At 75.0% G+C, this 15,447-nt stretch carries 16 protein-coding genes; 6 read left to right on the forward strand and 10 right to left on the reverse strand.

What is annotated here, in order from left to right:
• Positions 1 to 57: 57 nt before the first annotated feature.
• The 5 genes from AC0693_RS20975 to AC0693_RS20995 all read right to left on the reverse strand — a co-directional run bounded on the left by AC0693_RS20975 (position 58) and on the right by AC0693_RS20995 (position 5,994).
• On the reverse strand, positions 58 to 1,788 hold the full coding sequence (locus AC0693_RS20975) for an alpha/beta hydrolase (RefSeq protein ID WP_478802522.1): 1,731 nt from the start codon (positions 1,786 to 1,788) through the stop codon (positions 58 to 60).
• Between the two features lie 82 nt (positions 1,789 to 1,870).
• On the reverse strand, positions 1,871 to 2,653 hold the full coding sequence (locus tag AC0693_RS20980; RefSeq protein ID WP_478802523.1) for a TIGR04222 domain-containing membrane protein: 783 nt from the start codon (positions 2,651 to 2,653) through the stop codon (positions 1,871 to 1,873).
• Between the two features lie 9 nt (positions 2,654 to 2,662).
• Positions 2,663 to 3,724, reverse strand: a complete 1,062-nt coding sequence (locus AC0693_RS20985; protein ID WP_356405471.1) for a TIGR04222 domain-containing membrane protein — start codon at positions 3,722 to 3,724, stop codon at positions 2,663 to 2,665.
• The gene (locus AC0693_RS20990; RefSeq protein ID WP_478802524.1) at positions 3,721 to 5,154 is read right to left on the reverse strand and encodes an MbnB/TglH/ChrH family RiPP precursor modification enzyme; all 1,434 of its coding nucleotides are present in this window, start codon (positions 5,152 to 5,154) and stop codon (positions 3,721 to 3,723) included. The genes AC0693_RS20985 and AC0693_RS20990 overlap by 4 nt, the downstream gene beginning before the upstream one ends.
• A gap of 135 nt (positions 5,155 to 5,289) precedes the next feature.
• Complete coding sequence (locus AC0693_RS20995) at positions 5,290 to 5,994, reverse strand: peptidyl-tRNA hydrolase (protein ID WP_469316563.1); 705 nt, start codon at positions 5,992 to 5,994, stop codon at positions 5,290 to 5,292.
• Positions 5,995 to 6,076: 82 nt separating this feature from the next.
• Here AC0693_RS20995 and AC0693_RS21000 point away from each other — a divergent pair, with 82 nt between their 5' ends.
• The gene (locus AC0693_RS21000) at positions 6,077 to 6,751 is read left to right on the forward strand and encodes an AIM24 family protein (protein WP_356405477.1); all 675 of its coding nucleotides are present in this window, start codon (positions 6,077 to 6,079) and stop codon (positions 6,749 to 6,751) included.
• A 61-nt stretch (positions 6,752 to 6,812) separates the two neighbouring features.
• Positions 6,813 to 7,022: a hypothetical protein gene (locus AC0693_RS21005; RefSeq protein WP_478802525.1), complete on the forward strand. Its 210-nt coding sequence runs from the start codon at positions 6,813 to 6,815 to the stop codon at positions 7,020 to 7,022.
• 19 nt (positions 7,023 to 7,041) lie between these two features.
• Here the strand turns inward: AC0693_RS21005 and AC0693_RS21010 are convergent, their stop codons facing one another.
• The 5 genes from AC0693_RS21010 to zapE form a co-directional block, all read right to left on the reverse strand.
• The gene (locus tag AC0693_RS21010; protein WP_478802526.1) at positions 7,042 to 7,914 is read right to left on the reverse strand and encodes a polysaccharide deacetylase family protein; all 873 of its coding nucleotides are present in this window, start codon (positions 7,912 to 7,914) and stop codon (positions 7,042 to 7,044) included.
• A gap of 17 nt (positions 7,915 to 7,931) precedes the next feature.
• On the reverse strand, positions 7,932 to 8,846 hold the full coding sequence (locus AC0693_RS21015; protein ID WP_356405481.1) for a PPK2 family polyphosphate kinase: 915 nt from the start codon (positions 8,844 to 8,846) through the stop codon (positions 7,932 to 7,934).
• An 83-nt stretch (positions 8,847 to 8,929) separates the two neighbouring features.
• Positions 8,930 to 10,306 (reverse strand): alkaline phosphatase PhoX, encoded by a 1,377-nt coding sequence (locus AC0693_RS21020; RefSeq protein WP_478802527.1) that lies wholly within the window; start codon positions 10,304 to 10,306, stop codon positions 8,930 to 8,932.
• Positions 10,307 to 10,497: 191 nt separating this feature from the next.
• A complete protein-coding gene (locus AC0693_RS21025) occupies positions 10,498 to 10,923 on the reverse strand; it encodes an OsmC family peroxiredoxin (RefSeq protein ID WP_356405485.1) in 426 nt (141 codons plus the stop codon).
• Positions 10,924 to 10,989: 66 nt separating this feature from the next.
• Positions 10,990 to 12,078 carry a cell division protein ZapE gene (gene zapE, locus AC0693_RS21030; protein ID WP_469316686.1) on the reverse strand — a complete coding sequence of 363 codons (1,089 nt, stop codon included), beginning with the start codon at positions 12,076 to 12,078 and terminating at the stop codon, positions 10,990 to 10,992.
• A gap of 99 nt (positions 12,079 to 12,177) precedes the next feature.
• On the opposite strand from zapE, the gene AC0693_RS21035 reads away from it, so the two are divergent.
• The 4 genes from AC0693_RS21035 (at position 12,178) to msrB (ending at position 15,408) form a co-directional block, all read left to right on the forward strand.
• Entirely contained in the window at positions 12,178 to 12,951 is a 774-nt protein-coding gene (locus tag AC0693_RS21035) for a pyrimidine reductase family protein (RefSeq protein ID WP_469316559.1), read from the forward strand.
• A 125-nt stretch (positions 12,952 to 13,076) separates the two neighbouring features.
• Positions 13,077 to 13,544, forward strand: a complete 468-nt coding sequence (locus tag AC0693_RS21040) for an indole-3-glycerol phosphate synthase (protein ID WP_356405489.1) — start codon at positions 13,077 to 13,079, stop codon at positions 13,542 to 13,544.
• A 48-nt stretch (positions 13,545 to 13,592) separates the two neighbouring features.
• A complete protein-coding gene (gene murC, locus AC0693_RS21045) occupies positions 13,593 to 14,987 on the forward strand; it encodes a UDP-N-acetylmuramate--L-alanine ligase (protein WP_356405491.1) in 1,395 nt (464 codons plus the stop codon).
• Between the two features lie 13 nt (positions 14,988 to 15,000).
• A complete protein-coding gene (gene msrB, locus AC0693_RS21050) occupies positions 15,001 to 15,408 on the forward strand; it encodes a peptide-methionine (R)-S-oxide reductase MsrB (protein WP_356405493.1) in 408 nt (135 codons plus the stop codon).
• Positions 15,409 to 15,447: the final 39 nt, after the last annotated feature.

A 15,447-nucleotide genomic window follows, 5' to 3' on the forward strand; every position in this document is an offset into this window, starting at 1 on the left:
CGGGGATCGGGAGGCCCTGCCCCCGAATCGACGCAGCCGGAGATCCCGCCCGGAAGTTCAGACGACAGGCGGCAGCGGCACCCTGCGGGTGCGCGCTGCCCGGTCGTCCAGCGACACCGGTGCGGGCTCCGGATGCGGCGCGCACATGACGCGCCGTCCCGCTGTGTCACCCGTCAGCAGATACCGCTCCACGTGCCGGTCCACGCAGTCGTTGCGTCCGCCGACCACGCCGTGGGTACCGGCCCCCGCCTCCGTGACCAGCGAGGCCCGCGGGCCGAGGCGCCGCTGGAGTTCCAGGGCCCCCGGATAGGGCGTCGCCCCGTCCCGCTCCGCGGCCACCACGAGGGTCCGCGGCAGCGCCGCAGCGCCCGCCCCGCCCGTGCCCACCTCCACCGGGCGCTGCCGCCGCGCGGCGGCCGGCCAGGACGCGCACGGCAGGTTCAGGAAGGCGTTCGGCCAGGTCTCGAAGGGGGCGGTGCGGGCCAGCTCGGTGTTGTCTCGGTCCCAGGTCGCCCAGTCCGCGGGCCAGGGCGCGTCGTTGCACAGCACCGTGGTGTAGACCGCCCGCGCGTTCTCGTTCGCCGCGGCCGCCGCCGGGTCCGGGCCCGCCTGTTCGACCAGCGGCCCGGGGTCTCCGCGCAGGTAGGCGCTGAGCGCGGCCGCCCGCTGCGGCCAGACGTCGTCGTAGTAGGCCGCCTTGAGGTACGCCGCCTGCAGTTCACCGGTGCCGACCACGCCGCCCGCGGGCGCGCGGGCCACCCGCGCACGGACCTTCTCGTAGCTCGCCCGGACCGCCTCGGCGGTGGCGCCGAGGCGGTAGACGTCGTGGTGGCGGGCCGCCCAGGCGCGGAAGTCGGCCCAGCGCCGCTCGAACGCCGGTGACTGGTCGAGGTTGTCGCGGTACCAGATCCGCCGCGGGTCCGGGTCGACCGCCGAGTCGAAGACCAGCCGTCGCACCTGCCGCGGGTACAGCGTCGCGTAGACCGCGCCGAGGTAGGTCCCGTACGAGGCCCCGTAGAAGTTCAGCCGTTCGTCGCCGAGGGCGGCGCGCAGCACGTACAGGTCGCGGACGTTGTCGAGGGTCGTGTAGTACGGCAGCGCTGCGCCCGCCCGTCGCGCGCAGCCCCGCCCGTACTCCTCGGCGGCCGCGAGCCGCTCCTTCTTGTACGCCTCGGAGGGCCGCTCCGGGACCTGGGTGGGGCCCTGGGGCCGGGCGGCCGGGTCCTGGCAGGAGAGGGGGGCCGAGCGCCCGACCCCGCGCGGGGCGTAGCCGACCAGGTCGTAGGCGGCGGCGACGCGCCGCCACTCGGGCAGGTCGGCGACGAGCGGGAAGTACATGCCGGAGGCGCCGGGGCCGCCCGGGTTGTGCACGAGGGAGCCCTGCCGGGCGGCCCGGCCGCCGGTCGCGGCGATCCGGCTGACGGTCAGCGAGATCTGCGGGCCGTCGGGGCGGGCGTAGTCGAGCGGCACGCGCAGCAGGGCGCACCGGACGGGATCCGCCAGCCCCTCGCTCGCGGGGCAGGGGCCGAAGGCGGGGCGGTGCGCGGCGGTCCGGCGGGCGACGGTCACGGCCCCCAGGCGCCGGGCGCGCTCGGCCGTTGACTCCGCCGGGGGATCGCCCGCCGGCGTGCCCGGCGTGCCCGGCGTGCCCGGCGCGTCGGCCGCGGAGCCCGAGGTGTCGGCCGCGGCGCCCGGGGTGTCGGCGGCCCGGGCCGGAGCCACGGGGACGCAGAGGGCCAGGGAGAGGACCGCCGCGGCGGCCCCGCGGCGTGCGCGCGTCGTTGCCATGGCGACCCCTGTCCTTTCATCGGATCAGCTGATGGGACGTCAGGGCGGCCCGCTTGTACAGGATCACGACCGGGTGTCGCGCTCAGTACCTCCCTTGCCGCGGCAGCGTCGCCCGGTCGCCGCAGGACAGCGCGGCCCGCAGCTCCGGATCCGCGACGGCGCGGATCCCGCGCACGGCGACGGCCACCAGCGGCTCGTCGCGCCCGCGCTCGCGGTCCAGCGCCGTGAGCAGTCGCTGTCCGGCGGGGGAGGCCCAGGAGGAGTACGGGTGGGACTCGAAGCGGGCGATGCCCAGGCAGCCCAGGGTGAGGACCAGCGGCAGCGCGAACCCGCACAGGATCAGGGCCGGGGAGGTGGCGCCGGGTACCGCGAGGGAGGCCGCGGCCAGCACGAGGATCAGCGCACCGGCCCCCCGCACCGCCCCCACCCCCGCGGCGATGCCCGCCCGGGCGCCCCCGGGCAGGGCGAGGCCCGCCGTACCGAGCCGCTCCGCGAGCGCCCGTACGGCCCCGCCCCCGGCCACGGCGCTACGGACGGCCTCCACCGGTGCCTGCCCGTCGGGCCCGAACGCGGCGAGCACGCAGCGTTCCAGCGGATCGCGGCCGGCCGGGTCCAGCACGGTCGCCCAGCCGGTACGGCTCAGCAGCAGGCCCCGCCGGGCCTCCAGGGAGAGCATCGCCAGCTCGGCGACCCGCCGGGGACCGCCCGCCAGGTAGGCCGCCTCGTACAGGCCCAGCCCGTCGTAGCGGTGCGCGGGGGCCCCGCCGGGGGCGGGCTCCGCGTCGCCGGACGCGGCTGCGAGGAGACGGGCGCAGGACAGCAGCGCCCCGGCCCAGGCCGTCAGCAGCAGCGGGATCCAGAACACGGCCGGACGTCAGGAGCTGCTGGAACAGCTGCTGCTGGACGAACCGCCACAACTCGAACCGCTGGAACAGCTGCTGGAGGAGCTGGAGCAGCTGCTCCCCGAGGAGCCGCAGCCCGACCCCGACGAGCCGCACGAGGAACCGGACGATCCGCAGCTCGACGACGGGGCGGCGCAGCTCGACCCGGAACTGCCGCCGCAGCCGCTCGCCCCGCCGCCGTCGCTCCCGGCGCACCACACGACGGGCAGCATGTCGACGGATGACCCGGCGGACCCGCCGGAGTGCGGGGAGCGGCGGCGCGCGGAGGCGGCGCGGGCGGCGCCGAGCCGCGCGGCGGGCAGCAGCTGCGCCCGCAGGTACGGGTCCCGGACCCCCGCCAGCCCGAACAGCGCGGCCTGGACCTGCGCGCTCCGGTCGCGCACGTGCAGCGCGCGGATCTCGTTCAGCGCCCGGCGCCCGGCCGTGGTGACCCGGCCCAGGGCCCGGGAGGCGCCGACCCCGCCCGCCACCGCGCCGCCCAGCAGCACCGGGAACACCATGAAGACGAAGGGCACCTGGAAGCCGTGCGGGGGGCCACCGGTGAACTGCAGGACGGTGAGCGCGATCGCGAGCGGGAAGCCCAGCACGCAGGTGACGGCCTGGATCTTGCCCCAGCGCCGCCACACCCGGCCGGTGCCGGGCAGCGCGATCAGCCCGCGGTCGGCCAGCGCGTCCCCGGTCTCCTGGACGGCCGGGTCCCGCATCGCCGCCGCCCGCAGGACGTGCAGGGCCCCCGAGGGCGCCGCCGCGTGCGCCTGGAGCACCGCCCGTTCGGCGGGGTCGTGGGCGCGCACCCCGGGCAGCGCGTGCACGATGCCGGGACCGCCGATGACGAGCCGGCCGTCGCAGAGCAGCGAGACGAGCGCGGCGTCGACGACCCGGCCCGGGCCGCCGGAGAGGAAGGCGGCCTCGGAGAGGTCGTGCAGCCGGGGCACGGGACCGGCCGGGCGGGTGCGAAAGCGCCGGATCCCCAGGTGCAGTGCGACGGACGAGGCGATGACGGTCACCCAGACGAGGACCGCGAGCGCGTTCATCTCGCGCTCCGGGCGGCCGCCGGACCGGTGTGCCGGGCGGGCGCGGCGTGCCCGCTGCGGGCCGGGTGCGCGCCCGCGGCGGCCGCGGCCGGGGCGTCGGGGCGCGGCGGCCTGCGCCGCCCGGGCAGCAGGGTCCGCGCCCAGCGGGCCAGCCGTCCCGGGGGACGGACCCCGGCCCGGTCCTGCCACCACTCGGTCAGTAGGCGGCGGGCCGCCGCGTCTTCGGGGAGGTCCCGGATGAGCAGGTGCTCGGCGAAGTCGAGCGCGTCGCGGCGGTAGCCGCCGGTCATGGGGCGGCTGCGGGCGTACCGCAGGAAGGCTTCGCGGTAGGCCGCGGCGCCCAGGATCTCCACCAGTTCCGGGGCCAGCTTGCGGACCACTCCCGCGCGCTTGGCGGCGAGGGCGCGCGACTGCACCCGCAGCCGCCGCCCGTCGAACCCCTCGGGTACGGGCGTCCCCGCGACCAGCGCCGACAGCAGGGCGGCCTGGCCGAGGCCGACCCGGGTGCGCGCGGCCGGCAGGTCCCCGGGCGCGGGGGTCTTCCCGGGCGCGCCGGAGCCGCCGGGAACGGGGGGCGCGGGGGAGCGCGGCGCGGGCGGCTCCGGGCTTCGGCCGGCGCCCCGGACCACCGCGCGGACGGCGCTCAGTTCGCCCGCCAGCTCGGCCTCCGCAGGGAAGTCGTCGTCGCGCTCCAGCAGCACGCCCGGCGGGTCCACCCGGGCGCGCAGCTCCGCCAGCAGGTCGAGGACGACCGGCGCGACGGGGTGCGCGTGGGTGTCGTGCCACACGCCGTCCCGCTCGACCCCGCCCGCGACGTGGACGTACGCCAGCGCCTCCAGCGGGATCGCGTCCAGCGCGGCGAGCGGGTCCTCACCCCGGTTGACCCGGTTCGTGTGCAGGTTGGCCACGTCGATCAGCAGCCGTACGCCGGTCCGCTCGACCAGCTCGGCCAGGAACTGCCCCTCCGTCAGCTCCTCGCCGGGCCAGCGGATCAGCGCGGCGATGTTCTCCAGGGCCAGCGGGACCGGCAGCGCGTCCTGGGCGATGCGCACGTTCTCGCACAGCACGTCCAGGGCGTCCCGGGTCCGCGGGACGGGCAGCAGGTGCCCGGCCTCCAGCGCCGGCGAGGAGGTCCGTACGAAAGCGATGTGCTCGCTGACCAGCGGCGCCCCCAGCGCCACCGCACGCTCGGCCAGGGCGGCCAGCCGCGCCGGGTCGGGCCGGTCGGCGCCGCCGAGGCCGAGGCCGACGCCGTGCGGGACGACCGTGGTGCCGCGCTCGCGCAGCCGCAGCAGCGAGGCGGGGAGGTGGCCCGGGCAGATGTTCTCGGCCACCACCTCGACCCAGTCCAGGTCCGGCAGCCGCTCCACCGCGTCCGCGATCTCCGGCCGCCAGCCGATGCCCACCCCCAGGTGTGCCGTGCGCTTCATGTACCCCTCGCCCCCTTCCAAGCGGTCGTGCCGGTGTCATGGCCCCGGCGAAGACCCGCCAACCGCAGGATAGGGACGTTCAGAGCAATATTTGAGGTTCCGTACGGGACGGAAGAAGGGGAGGGCCTCCTGCCGCTACCGCAGGCGGGCGCGCAGGGCCGGGTGGTCGGAGACCACGGTGCAGGAGCCGGGCGCGATCTCGGTGAACCCGGCGTCCCGGACCACCGGAAGCCCGCTCCCGGTCAGCGCGGCCCACCGCCCGGGCGCGGCCGTCCGCACGGCCAGCCGGAAACCGTCCGCCCGCCAGGCCGCCCGCTCGGGGCCGGTCAGCTCCCACCAGGCCAGCTGCGCCGCGTGCCCGGCCTGCGCCATCTCCTTGCCCGCCGACATCTCCAGCTCCGGGTTGAGCCACAGCACCGGCACGCCGGGCGCCGCCGGAGCGACCGGTTCCGGGTCGTCCAAGTCGGTGCCGGACACCTGGAGCTTGGCGAGTTCCTTCGGCCAGCCGTCCAGCGGGACGGGCGGGAACACGCGGACCTCGGCCCCCGCGCCCCGGACCGTGATGCCCGGCAGGGTCTCCGCCTTGCGCCACTCCGCGCCGCGCGCCCGGCGCACCACCTTGCGGATCCGCGCGTCCTGCCAGTCGTGGACCGCCCGGGCCCACTCGCCCTCGCCGCACGCCCGCTCGTCCGAGAGCAGCACCAGGACCGCGCGGGCCGCGGTCTCCAGCGCGTGCGTCCGGGCCGGGGGAGCGGTCTTCTCCAGCCGGACCACCAGCGGCAGCACGAACTGCGGGGCCTCGTCGCGGGAGGTGTCGGGGGCCGTGTCGGGAGCGCTCATCCGGCCAAGTCTGCCATCCCGCTTCGCCGCCTCCGACTTCAGGAGGATGCCCGTGCGGCCCTGCGCGGGCGAGGATCCCCCCATGAAGAGTGATCTTTTCGCAACCGAGAACCTGGCCCAGGCACCCACCGCCCCCGGCATGGAGCTGCAGAACGCCAAATCCGTCAAGTACACCGTCAACGGTGAAATGCTCGCCCGCCAGGGCGCGATGATCGCCTTCCGGGGCAACCTCCAGTTCGAGCGCAAGGGACAGGGCATCGGGGGCATGCTCAAGCGCGCGGTCACGGGCGAGGGCCTGGCCCTGATGTCGGTCCGCGGGCAGGGCGAGGCCTGGTTCGCGCACCAGGCCGGGAACTGCTTCATCGTCGAGATCGAGCAGGGCGACGCGCTGAGCCTCAACGGCCGCAACGTCCTGTGCTTCGACCCGACGCTGGCGTACGAGATCAAGATGGTGAAGGGCGCCGGAATGACCGGTGGCGGCCTCTTCAACAGCGTCTTCACCGGCTACGGCAAGCTCGCCCTGGTCTGCGACGGCAATCCGATCATCATCCCCGTCACCGCGCAGGCGCCGGTGTACGTCGACACGGACGCGGTCGTCGGCTGGAGCGCCCAGCTGGAGACCGGCCTGCACCGCTCGCAGTCCGTCGGTTCGATGATCCGCGGCGGCTCCGGCGAGGCCGTCCAGCTGATGCTGCGCGGCGAGGGCTTCGTCATCGTCCGCCCGAGCGAGGTCACCGAGGCGGCCGCCGCGCACTGAAACGGCGCCCGCGAAGCCGCCGCCGCGGCGGTGGCCGGCGGGCCCGGGTACCGTCGGGGGCATGGACCAGTGGGAGGGGCCGCAGCGCCCGGACGAGAACGCGACGTACTGCCCCGCGCCCGCCGCGCCGGCCGGGCGCGTGCCCGGGCCGCCGTACGCGGACTGCGTGCAGTGCGGCAAGCCCACCGAGTACGGGGTCGCCACCCCGGGCGTGGTGCTGTGCCCGGTGTGCGAGTGGCAGGAAGCGCAGCGCACCGCCTGCTCCGGCTAGCGGGCGCGGGGCCCGGGTCTCACTTGCCGATCAGGTCGGACACCTTCACGAAGCGGTAGCCGCGCTTGCGCAGCTCCGGGACGACCTTGGCCACCGCCTCCTCGGTCACGGGGGCGGCGCTGCGGGTGCAGTGCATGACCACGACCGAACCGGGCTTCACGCCGGCCAGCACCTGCTCGGCCACCGCGTCCGGGTCCTTGGCGAAGGCGTCCCCGCTGACCACGTCCCACTGCACGGCCGTGACCTTGGCCGAGGACAGGACCCGCAGCGCCTGGTCGTCGTAGCAGCCGCCGGGGAAGCGGAAGTAGGGGACGGTGTTGACCGCGCCGGCCTTCCGGAAGGCCTCGAAGGCCCGGTCGACGTCGGCCCGGGCCGCGGCGGCGTCCAGCGCGGGGAGTCCGTAGCAGGGGGACTTGAAGGCGTGGTGGCTGTAGGAGTGGTTCGCGATCTCGAAGTCCGGATCGGTGCCGATGGCCTTGGCCTGGTCCGGGTACTCCTCGGCCCAGCGGCCGGTCATGAACACGGTGGCGGGCACCTTCAGCCGCTTCAGCGTGGAGATCAGCTGCGGGTTGTCGAAGTGCTCGCCCGCCGCCGCGCGCGGCCCCTGGTCGGAGGTCATGTCCGCGTCGAAGGTGAGTGCGACGGTCTTGTCGGTGCTCTGCCGCGCGCGCTCGAAGACCGGGGTCAGCCCGCCCGGGCCGGGGGCGATCGTGGGGGCCTTGGCGGCCGGGGCCGCGGCGCTGGGCGACGGCGGGCCCGACGGCGTTGCCGAACGGGGCGCCTCCGGCTTGGCCGGGCCGAGGGCCGCCGGGGCGGCCGGGCCGCCTCCGCAGCCGGCGAGGGCGGCGCCGAGCGCGACGAGTACGGCCACTTTGCGTACAGGAATGGTCACGTACGCAAAATATATGACTATGAGGTAAGCAGCCGGGAGCGGCACTCCTCCACGTCGAAGTCCGCCTCGGGATAGCGCGGCGCGAGCGCCTCCAGGTGCTCCAGGAGCAGCGCGGCAACCGCCCAGTTGCGGTACCACTTGCGGTCGGCGGGCACGACGTACCAGGGCGCGGCGGCGCTGGAGCAGCGTTCCAGGGCCAGTTCGTAGGCCTCCTGGTAGGCGGGCCACAGGGCGCGCTCCTCGATGTCCCCGGGGCTGAACTTCCAGTGCTTCGCCGGATCGTCCAGCCGGGCCAGCAGCCGCTCGCGCTGCTCCTCGTAGGAGAGGTGGAGGAAGACCTTGACGATGCTCACCCCGTCGTCCGCGAGGGCCTGCTCGAACCGGTTGATCTGCGCGTAGCGGCGGCGCAGCCGGTTGCGCGGCGCCAGCTCGTGGACCCGGGCGATCAGCACGTCCTCGTAGTGCGAGCGGTCGAAGACGCCGATCTCGCCCGGCCGCGGGAGGGCCTTCTTGATCCGCCACAGGAAGGGGTGGTCCAGCTCCCGCGCCGTGGGAGCCTTGAAGGCCCTGGTCCGGCAGCCCGCGGGGTTGAACAGGCCGGCCACGTGCTTGACCGTGCCGCCCTTGCCACTGGTGTCCATGCCCTGGAGCACGAGCAGCACCCGGCGCCGGTCCCCGGCGGTCGCGGCGGCGTACAGCCGTTCCTGGAGGGAGGCGAGCCGCTCGCCCATCGCGGCGGTGTCGGCCAGCCCGGCCGCTTTGCGGCCCGCCTTGCCGGCCCCCTTCCCGCCGGGCGCGCCGGGCGTCGAGCGGGCGTCGATCCGCGCCAGGTGGACCGCCTCCCCGACGGGCACCCGCAGCAGCTCCCCGACGGACCGGTCCGGTCCGGCGGACCCGGTGTGCGTGTCCTTGTCCTTCTTCCGCTCGGCCACCACGGCCCCCTCTGCCCTCGCACGGCTTCCGTACGATCTTCACCCGGATCGGGCGGCGGCGCGAGGGCGCGGGCGGCGCGGGGTCAGTGCCAGGGGCCGGTCACCGCGAAGGTGGTGCCCGGGGCGTAGGCGTTGACGTACATCGTCCGGCCGTCGGGGGCGAAGGTGACCCCCGCGAACTCGCCGTACTCCGGGGCGCCCGGCGTACCGATGTCGTCCGCGTTGCGGGCCATCGGGTACACCGTGCCGGTCCGCGTCAGTCCGAAGACGTACTGCGCCCCGCCGCCGTCCTCGCACACCATCAGGCCGCCGTCCGGCGCCGGGCAGATGTTGTCCGGCGAGTCCCCCGGCAGCCGGATGTCCGTGGAGGGGCCGAAGACCACCTCCAGGCGGATCCGGGCGCGCACGGGATCGTAGGACCAGACCTGGCCGAAGTGGTCGGCGGCGGCCCCCTCGCGGCTGCGGGCGAAGCTGGAGACGAAGTGCACGACGTCCCCGCTCCAGTAGCAGCCCTCCAGCTTCTGCGCGTGCGTGATCCCGCCCGGGCCGAAGTCCTGGAGCCGGATCGGCGTGCGGGCCGCCGACGGGTCCGGTACGGGCACCCACTCGACCGGGAACACCGCCCCCGGCCCGGTCACGGACGCCAGGTCCGCCACCCCCCGCACGCGCATCGCCTCCAGCGCGCCCCCGGCCCGCAGCGAGCCCGCGCCGCCCAGCGGTCGCCGCGGCAGGAAGCGGTAGAACAGCCCGAACGGCTTGACGAACGCGTCCTCGGTCTCGTAGACGATCCCGCGCACCGGGTCCACCGCCACGGCCTCGTGGGCGAAGCGGCCCATCGCCGTCAGCGGGACCGGATCCGAGCGCCGCGGGTCGGCCGGGTCCACCTCGAAGACGTAGCCGTGGTCCTTCGCGTACCCGGCGACGCCCGCCGTGTCCTCGGTCTCCTCGCAGGTCAGCCAGGTGTCCCAGGGGGTGCGCCCGCCCGCGCAGTTGACGGCCGTCCCCGCGATGCCCACCCGCTCGCCGACCACCTCGCCCGCCGGGCAGAGGTCGATGACGGTGCAGCCGCCGAGCGCGGCCGGGTCGTAGGTCAGCCCCTCGACCGGCGGTACGCGCAGGGCCGCGGTGGTGCGGTTCTCGTGGTTGCGCACCAGCCGCACGCCGCCGGCCGGGGCGGCGAAGGCGGCCATGCCGTCGCAGTTGGCCGGGACGGCGCCCTCGCCGGAGCGCAGCCGGTCCCCGGCACGGGACAGCACCCGGTAGCGGAACCCGGCGGGCAGGTCCAGCAGCCCGGCGGGGTCCGGTACGAGCGGTCCGTAGCCCTCGGCGGGCGGCGCGGGGAGCGCCGCGCGCGGACGGGCTCCCGCGGCGGTCGGGAAGAGGGCCCCCAGGGCGCCCGTGAAGGCGATGGCGGCGGCCGTGCCGCCTGCGGCGAGCAGGCTGCGGCGGGTGGTGGGCATCGGCAACTCCCCAAGGCGGGACCGGAGATGTTCCGGGCCGTCCTACCACGGGGCCGGGCCGGGGGGACCGAGACGCGGTCGGGCCCGCCGCGGCGTCACACCTGCGGGTAAGCCCCGGTTGCGCCGCCCGCCCGCCGCCCCGTTCCCGGAGCGGGGCGGCAGCGGACGGGCGGGAGCCGGTGGCGCCGGGGTCAGAGCAGCTCGGCGGAGAGCGTGATCGTGGTCCCCGTCAGGGCCTGGCTGACCGGGCAGTTCTTCTTGGCGTCCTCGGCCGCGGCGGCGAAGGCCTCGGCGTCCAGACCGGGCACCTCGGCGCGCACGCTGAGGTGGATGCCGGTGATGCCCTCACCCGGCTGGAAGGTGACGTCGGCCTTGGTCTCCAGGCGGGTGGGCGGAGTGCCCGCGCCGTCCAGACCGTGCGAGAGCGCCATCGAGTAGCAGCTGGAGTGCGCGGCGGCGATCAGCTCTTCCGGGCTGGTCTTGCCGTTGGCCTGCTCGGCGCGCGACGGCCAGGAGACGTCGTAGGAACCGATCCCCGAGGAGTCGAGGGTGACGACCCCCGAGCCCCCCAGCAGGTTGCCTTCCCAGACGGTGTGCGCGTGACGCGTGGTGGCCATGGGCGATCCCTTCACATAGGCGGAAGCTGCCGGGCGGCTTGGGGACCGGCCCGGCGAACCCCAAACCTACTGGGCGACCAGGCCCTTCGCGTCGCGGGCGAGCGCGGTGAGGCGCGAGATGGCGCGGAAGTACTTCTTTCGGTACCCGCCGTTCAGCATCTCGTCACTGAACAGCCGGTCGAAGGGCACCCCGGAGGCCAGCACGGGTATCTCGCGGTCGTAGAGCCGGTCGGCGAGCACCACCAGGCGCAGCGCCGTCGACTGGTCCGGCACCGCGCCGACGTCGGTGAGGCAGACCGCGGTGACGCCCTCGGTGAGCGCGCCGTAGCGGCTCGGGTGGACCTTGGCCAGGTGTTCGAGCAGCCCGGGGAAGTCGTCGAGGCTGGCGCCGGGCGTGGCGTACGCCGCCTTGGCGACCTGCTCGTCGGAGTACGGCGCGGGCGCCTCGGGCAGGCCGCGGTGGCGGTAGTCCTGGCCGTCGATCCGCAGCGGGCGGAACTGCGCCGACAGGCCCTGGATCTCGCGCAGGAAGTCGGCGGCCGCGAACCGGCCCTCGCCGAGCTTGCCGGGCAGCGTGTTGGAGGTCGCCGCGAGCGCGACGCCCTGTTCGACGAGCCTGCTGAGCAGCGAGGACACGAGCACGGTGTCGCCCGGGTCGTCCAGTTCGAATTCGTCGATGCACAGCAGCCGGTGCCCGCCCAGGGTCTGGACGGTCTGCTGGAAGCCGAGCGCGCCGACCAGGTTCGTCAGCTCCACGAAGGTGCCGAAGGCCTTGAGCGCGGGCTCGGCCGGAGTGGCGTGCCACAGGGAGGCCAGCAGGTGGGTCTTGCCGACGCCGTAGCCGCCGTCGAGGTAGACCCCGCGCGGGCCGGTCGCGGCGGCCGCCTTCTTGGGGTTCTTGGCGAACCAGCGCCGCTTGCCCGCGCCGCTCGCGTGCGCCCCGCCCAGACCGGCGGCGAAGCCGCTGAGCACGGTGACCGCCTCGGACTGGCTCGGCTGGTCCGGATCGGGGTTGTAGGTGGCGAAGCGCACCGAGTCGAAACGGGGCGGCGGCACCATCTCGGCGACGAGCCGTTCGGCGGGCACGTGGGGCGCGCGGGCGCACAGCGCGAGCGGGCCCGCGTCGGGTCCGTCACCGGTTCCCGCGTCGGCCATCGGGCTCCGTCCGGTGGCGGCGGGGTGGGCGTCGGCACCGGAGGGGGAGAGAGAGGTTGACACAGCACTCAACTCTACGGGGCGTGGCAGACTGCACCGATGCGACGCCTGTTCCCTGTGACCGATCAGACATCCCCCGCCCCGGACGACCGGCCGTGGTCCCTGGACGAGCTGGCGGAGGCCTACGCGTACCCCGCGCTCGACGGCGGGGCGCACTGGCTGCGCGCCAACATGGTCGCCTCGCTCGACGGCGCCGGTCAGCACGACGGGCGCTCGCACCCCCTCTCCAGCGAGACCGACATGCGGATCTTCGGCACCCTCCGGGCCCTGGCCGACGTGGTGGTCGTGGGCGCGGAAACGGTTCGCCAGGAGGGCTACCGCCCGGCCCGCGCCCGTGCCGATTTCGCCGCCCGCCGGGCCGCCGCGGGCCAGGGTCCCGCCCCGGTCATCGCGGTGGTCACCGCCAGTCTGGACCTGGACTTCGCCCTGCCCCTCTTCCGCGAGCCGCTCGTGCCCACCCTGGTGCTCACCGGGGCCGCCGCCCCCGCGGACCGGGTCGCGGCGGCGACCGCGTCCGGGGCCGAGGTGGTGGTCGCCGGTGAGGGTGCGGGCGTGGACCCCGCCCGGGCGGTGCGGGAGCTGGCGGACCGGGGGCTGCGCCGTCAGCTCACCGAGGGCGGGCCGCGGCTGCTGGGCCAGTTCGTGGCCGCGGAGGTGCTGGACGAGCTGTGCCTGAGCGTCTCGCCGACCCTCACGGCGGGTGACGCCCAGCGGATCGCGGGGGGCCCGCGGGTCGACGTACCCCAACGGCTCGCGCTGGCCCTGCTGCTGGAAGAGGCCGGGTTCCTCTACACGCGTTACCGTCGGATCTGACAAGAGGCGGAATTTATCGTTCCGCTTTGCTTCCGCTGGGCACATATACCAGCGCGCCCCGTGCGCCAGCGGGGCAGGATGGTTTCCGCAGGGGCCGGCCACGGCCGATGAAGGAGAGGACGTCCGTGTTCACGAGCGTTTTGATGATCGAGCAGCCTCTGACACCCGTAGACGTGGACTTCGTCACCAGCCTGCACGGGGACGACCCGGTCTCCTTCTTCGTCCTGATGCAGCCGCGGGGCGACCAGGACCGGCTGCTGCGCGCCATCGACGACGTCGCGCTCGGCGAGCTGCCCGAGGCCCTGCGCGAGGGGGAGGAACCCGAGGGCGACGCCGCCCGCGGCCCCGCCGAGCAGGCCCTGGCCCTCTCGCTGGCGGCCCTGCGGGCCAAGGGCGCCAAGGCCGTCGGACAGGTGATCGAGGACCACCCGCTCGACAAACTGAAGGCCGTCGTGGCGGAGACGGGAGCCGACGAAGTGATCGTCCTGACCGCCCCGCACTTCGTGGAGGAGTTCTTCCACCGGGACTGGGCCTCCCGGGCGCGGCACAAGGTCGGGGTTCCGGTGCTCAAACTCTTCGCCCACAACGAATAGGCTGGGCGCCACGCACACCGTCACGTTTGACCATCAGGAGCGACCTGTATGACGCCCGGCCTGCCGACCGCCATGGAACGGCCCCACTTCATCGGCATCGGCGGCGCCGGAATGTCCGGCATCGCGAAGATCCTGGCCCAGCGCGGTGCGCGGGTCGCCGGAAGCGACGCCCGTGACTCCGAGACCGCCGCCGCGCTGCGCGCCCACGGCGCCACCGTCCACCTCGGACACGCCGCCGGGCACCTCGCCGACGACGCGACCTGCGTGGTCGTCTCCAGCGCCATCCGCGCCGACAACCCGGAGCTGGCCCGCGCCGCCGAGCTGGGCGTCCCGGTCGTGCACCGCTCCGACGCGCTCGCCGCGCTGATGGACGGCCTGCGCCCGATCGCGGTCGCCGGTACGCACGGCAAGACCACCACCACCTCGATGCTGGCGGTCTCCCTCTCGGCGCTCGGCCTGGACCCCTCCTACGCCATCGGCGGCGACCTGGACGTCCCCGGCTCCAACGCCCACCACGGCGAGGGCGACATCTTCGTCGCCGAGGCGGACGAGAGCGACCGCAGCTTCCACAAGTACGCGCCCCAGGTCGCCATCGTCCTCAACAGCGAGCTCGACCACCACGCGAACTACGCCTCGATGGAGGAGATCCACGACTCCTTCGAGACCTTCGTCGGCAGGATCGTCCCCGGCGGCACCCTGGTCGTCTCGGCCGACCAGGAGGGCGCCGTCGAGCTGACCCGCCGGGTCCGCGACCTGTCCTCCGTCAACGTCGTCACCTACGGCGAGACCGAGACCGCCGACGTCCGCGTCCTGAAGATCACCCCGCGCGGGCTGGCCGGCGAGGTCACCGTCCTCATCGGCGGCAAGCTGCTCACCTTCACCGTCTCGGTGCCCGGCCGCCACTACGCGCTCAACGCGGTCGCCGCCCTCGCCGCGGGCGTGGCCCTCGGCATCCCGGCGCACAACCTGGCCTCCGCACTCGGCAAGTACACCGGCGTCAACCGCCGCCTCCAGCTCAAGGGTGAGGCTGCGGGCGTGCAGGTCATCGACTCCTACGCGCACCACCCCACCGAGATGACCGCCGACCTGGAGGCCATCCGCGGCGCCGCCGGGGACGCCCGGATCCTGGTCGTCTTCCAGCCGCACCTCTTCTCCCGCACCCAGGAGCTGGGCCGGGAGATGGGGCAGGCCCTCGCGCTCGCCGACGCCTCCGTGGTCCTCGACATCTACCCGGCCCGCGAGGACCCGGTCCCCGGGGTCACCAGCGAGATCATCATCGCCGCGGCGCGCGCCGCGGGCGCCGATGTCAGCGCCGAGCACGACAAGAACGCCGTCGCGGACGTCATCGCGGGAATGGCGAAGCCGGGCGACCTCGTTCTCACCATGGGGGCGGGTGACGTGACCGACCTCGGTCCGGCCATCCTGGCCCGGCTGGCGAACTAAGGGGAGAGGCGCGATGGCGTACGAGATCGAGAAGCCCGACGAGCAGTGGCAGGCGGAGCTGACCCCGTCGGAGTACCAGGTGCTGCGGCTGGCCGGCACCGAGCCCGCCTTCCGCGGTGAGTACACGGACACCACCACGCCCGGCGTCTACTCCTGCCGGGCCTGCGGCTCCGAGCTGTTCCGGTCCACGGAGAAGTTCGCGTCGCACTGCGGCTGGCCGTCCTTCTTCGACCCGAAGGACTCCGAAGCGGTCGAGCTGATCGCGGACACCACGCACGGCATGGTCCGCACCGAGGTCCGCTGCGCGAAGTGCGGCTCGCACCTCGGACACGTCTTCGAGGGCGAGGGCTACCCGACCCCGACCGACCAGCGTTACTGCATCAACTCCATCTCCCTGCGCCTGGCCCCCGAAGAGGGGTAGCCCGAAGGGGAGTGGACGAGGAGAGCCGGGCCGGGAGGC

Source organism: Streptomyces sp. NPDC043876 (assembly GCF_056435825.1).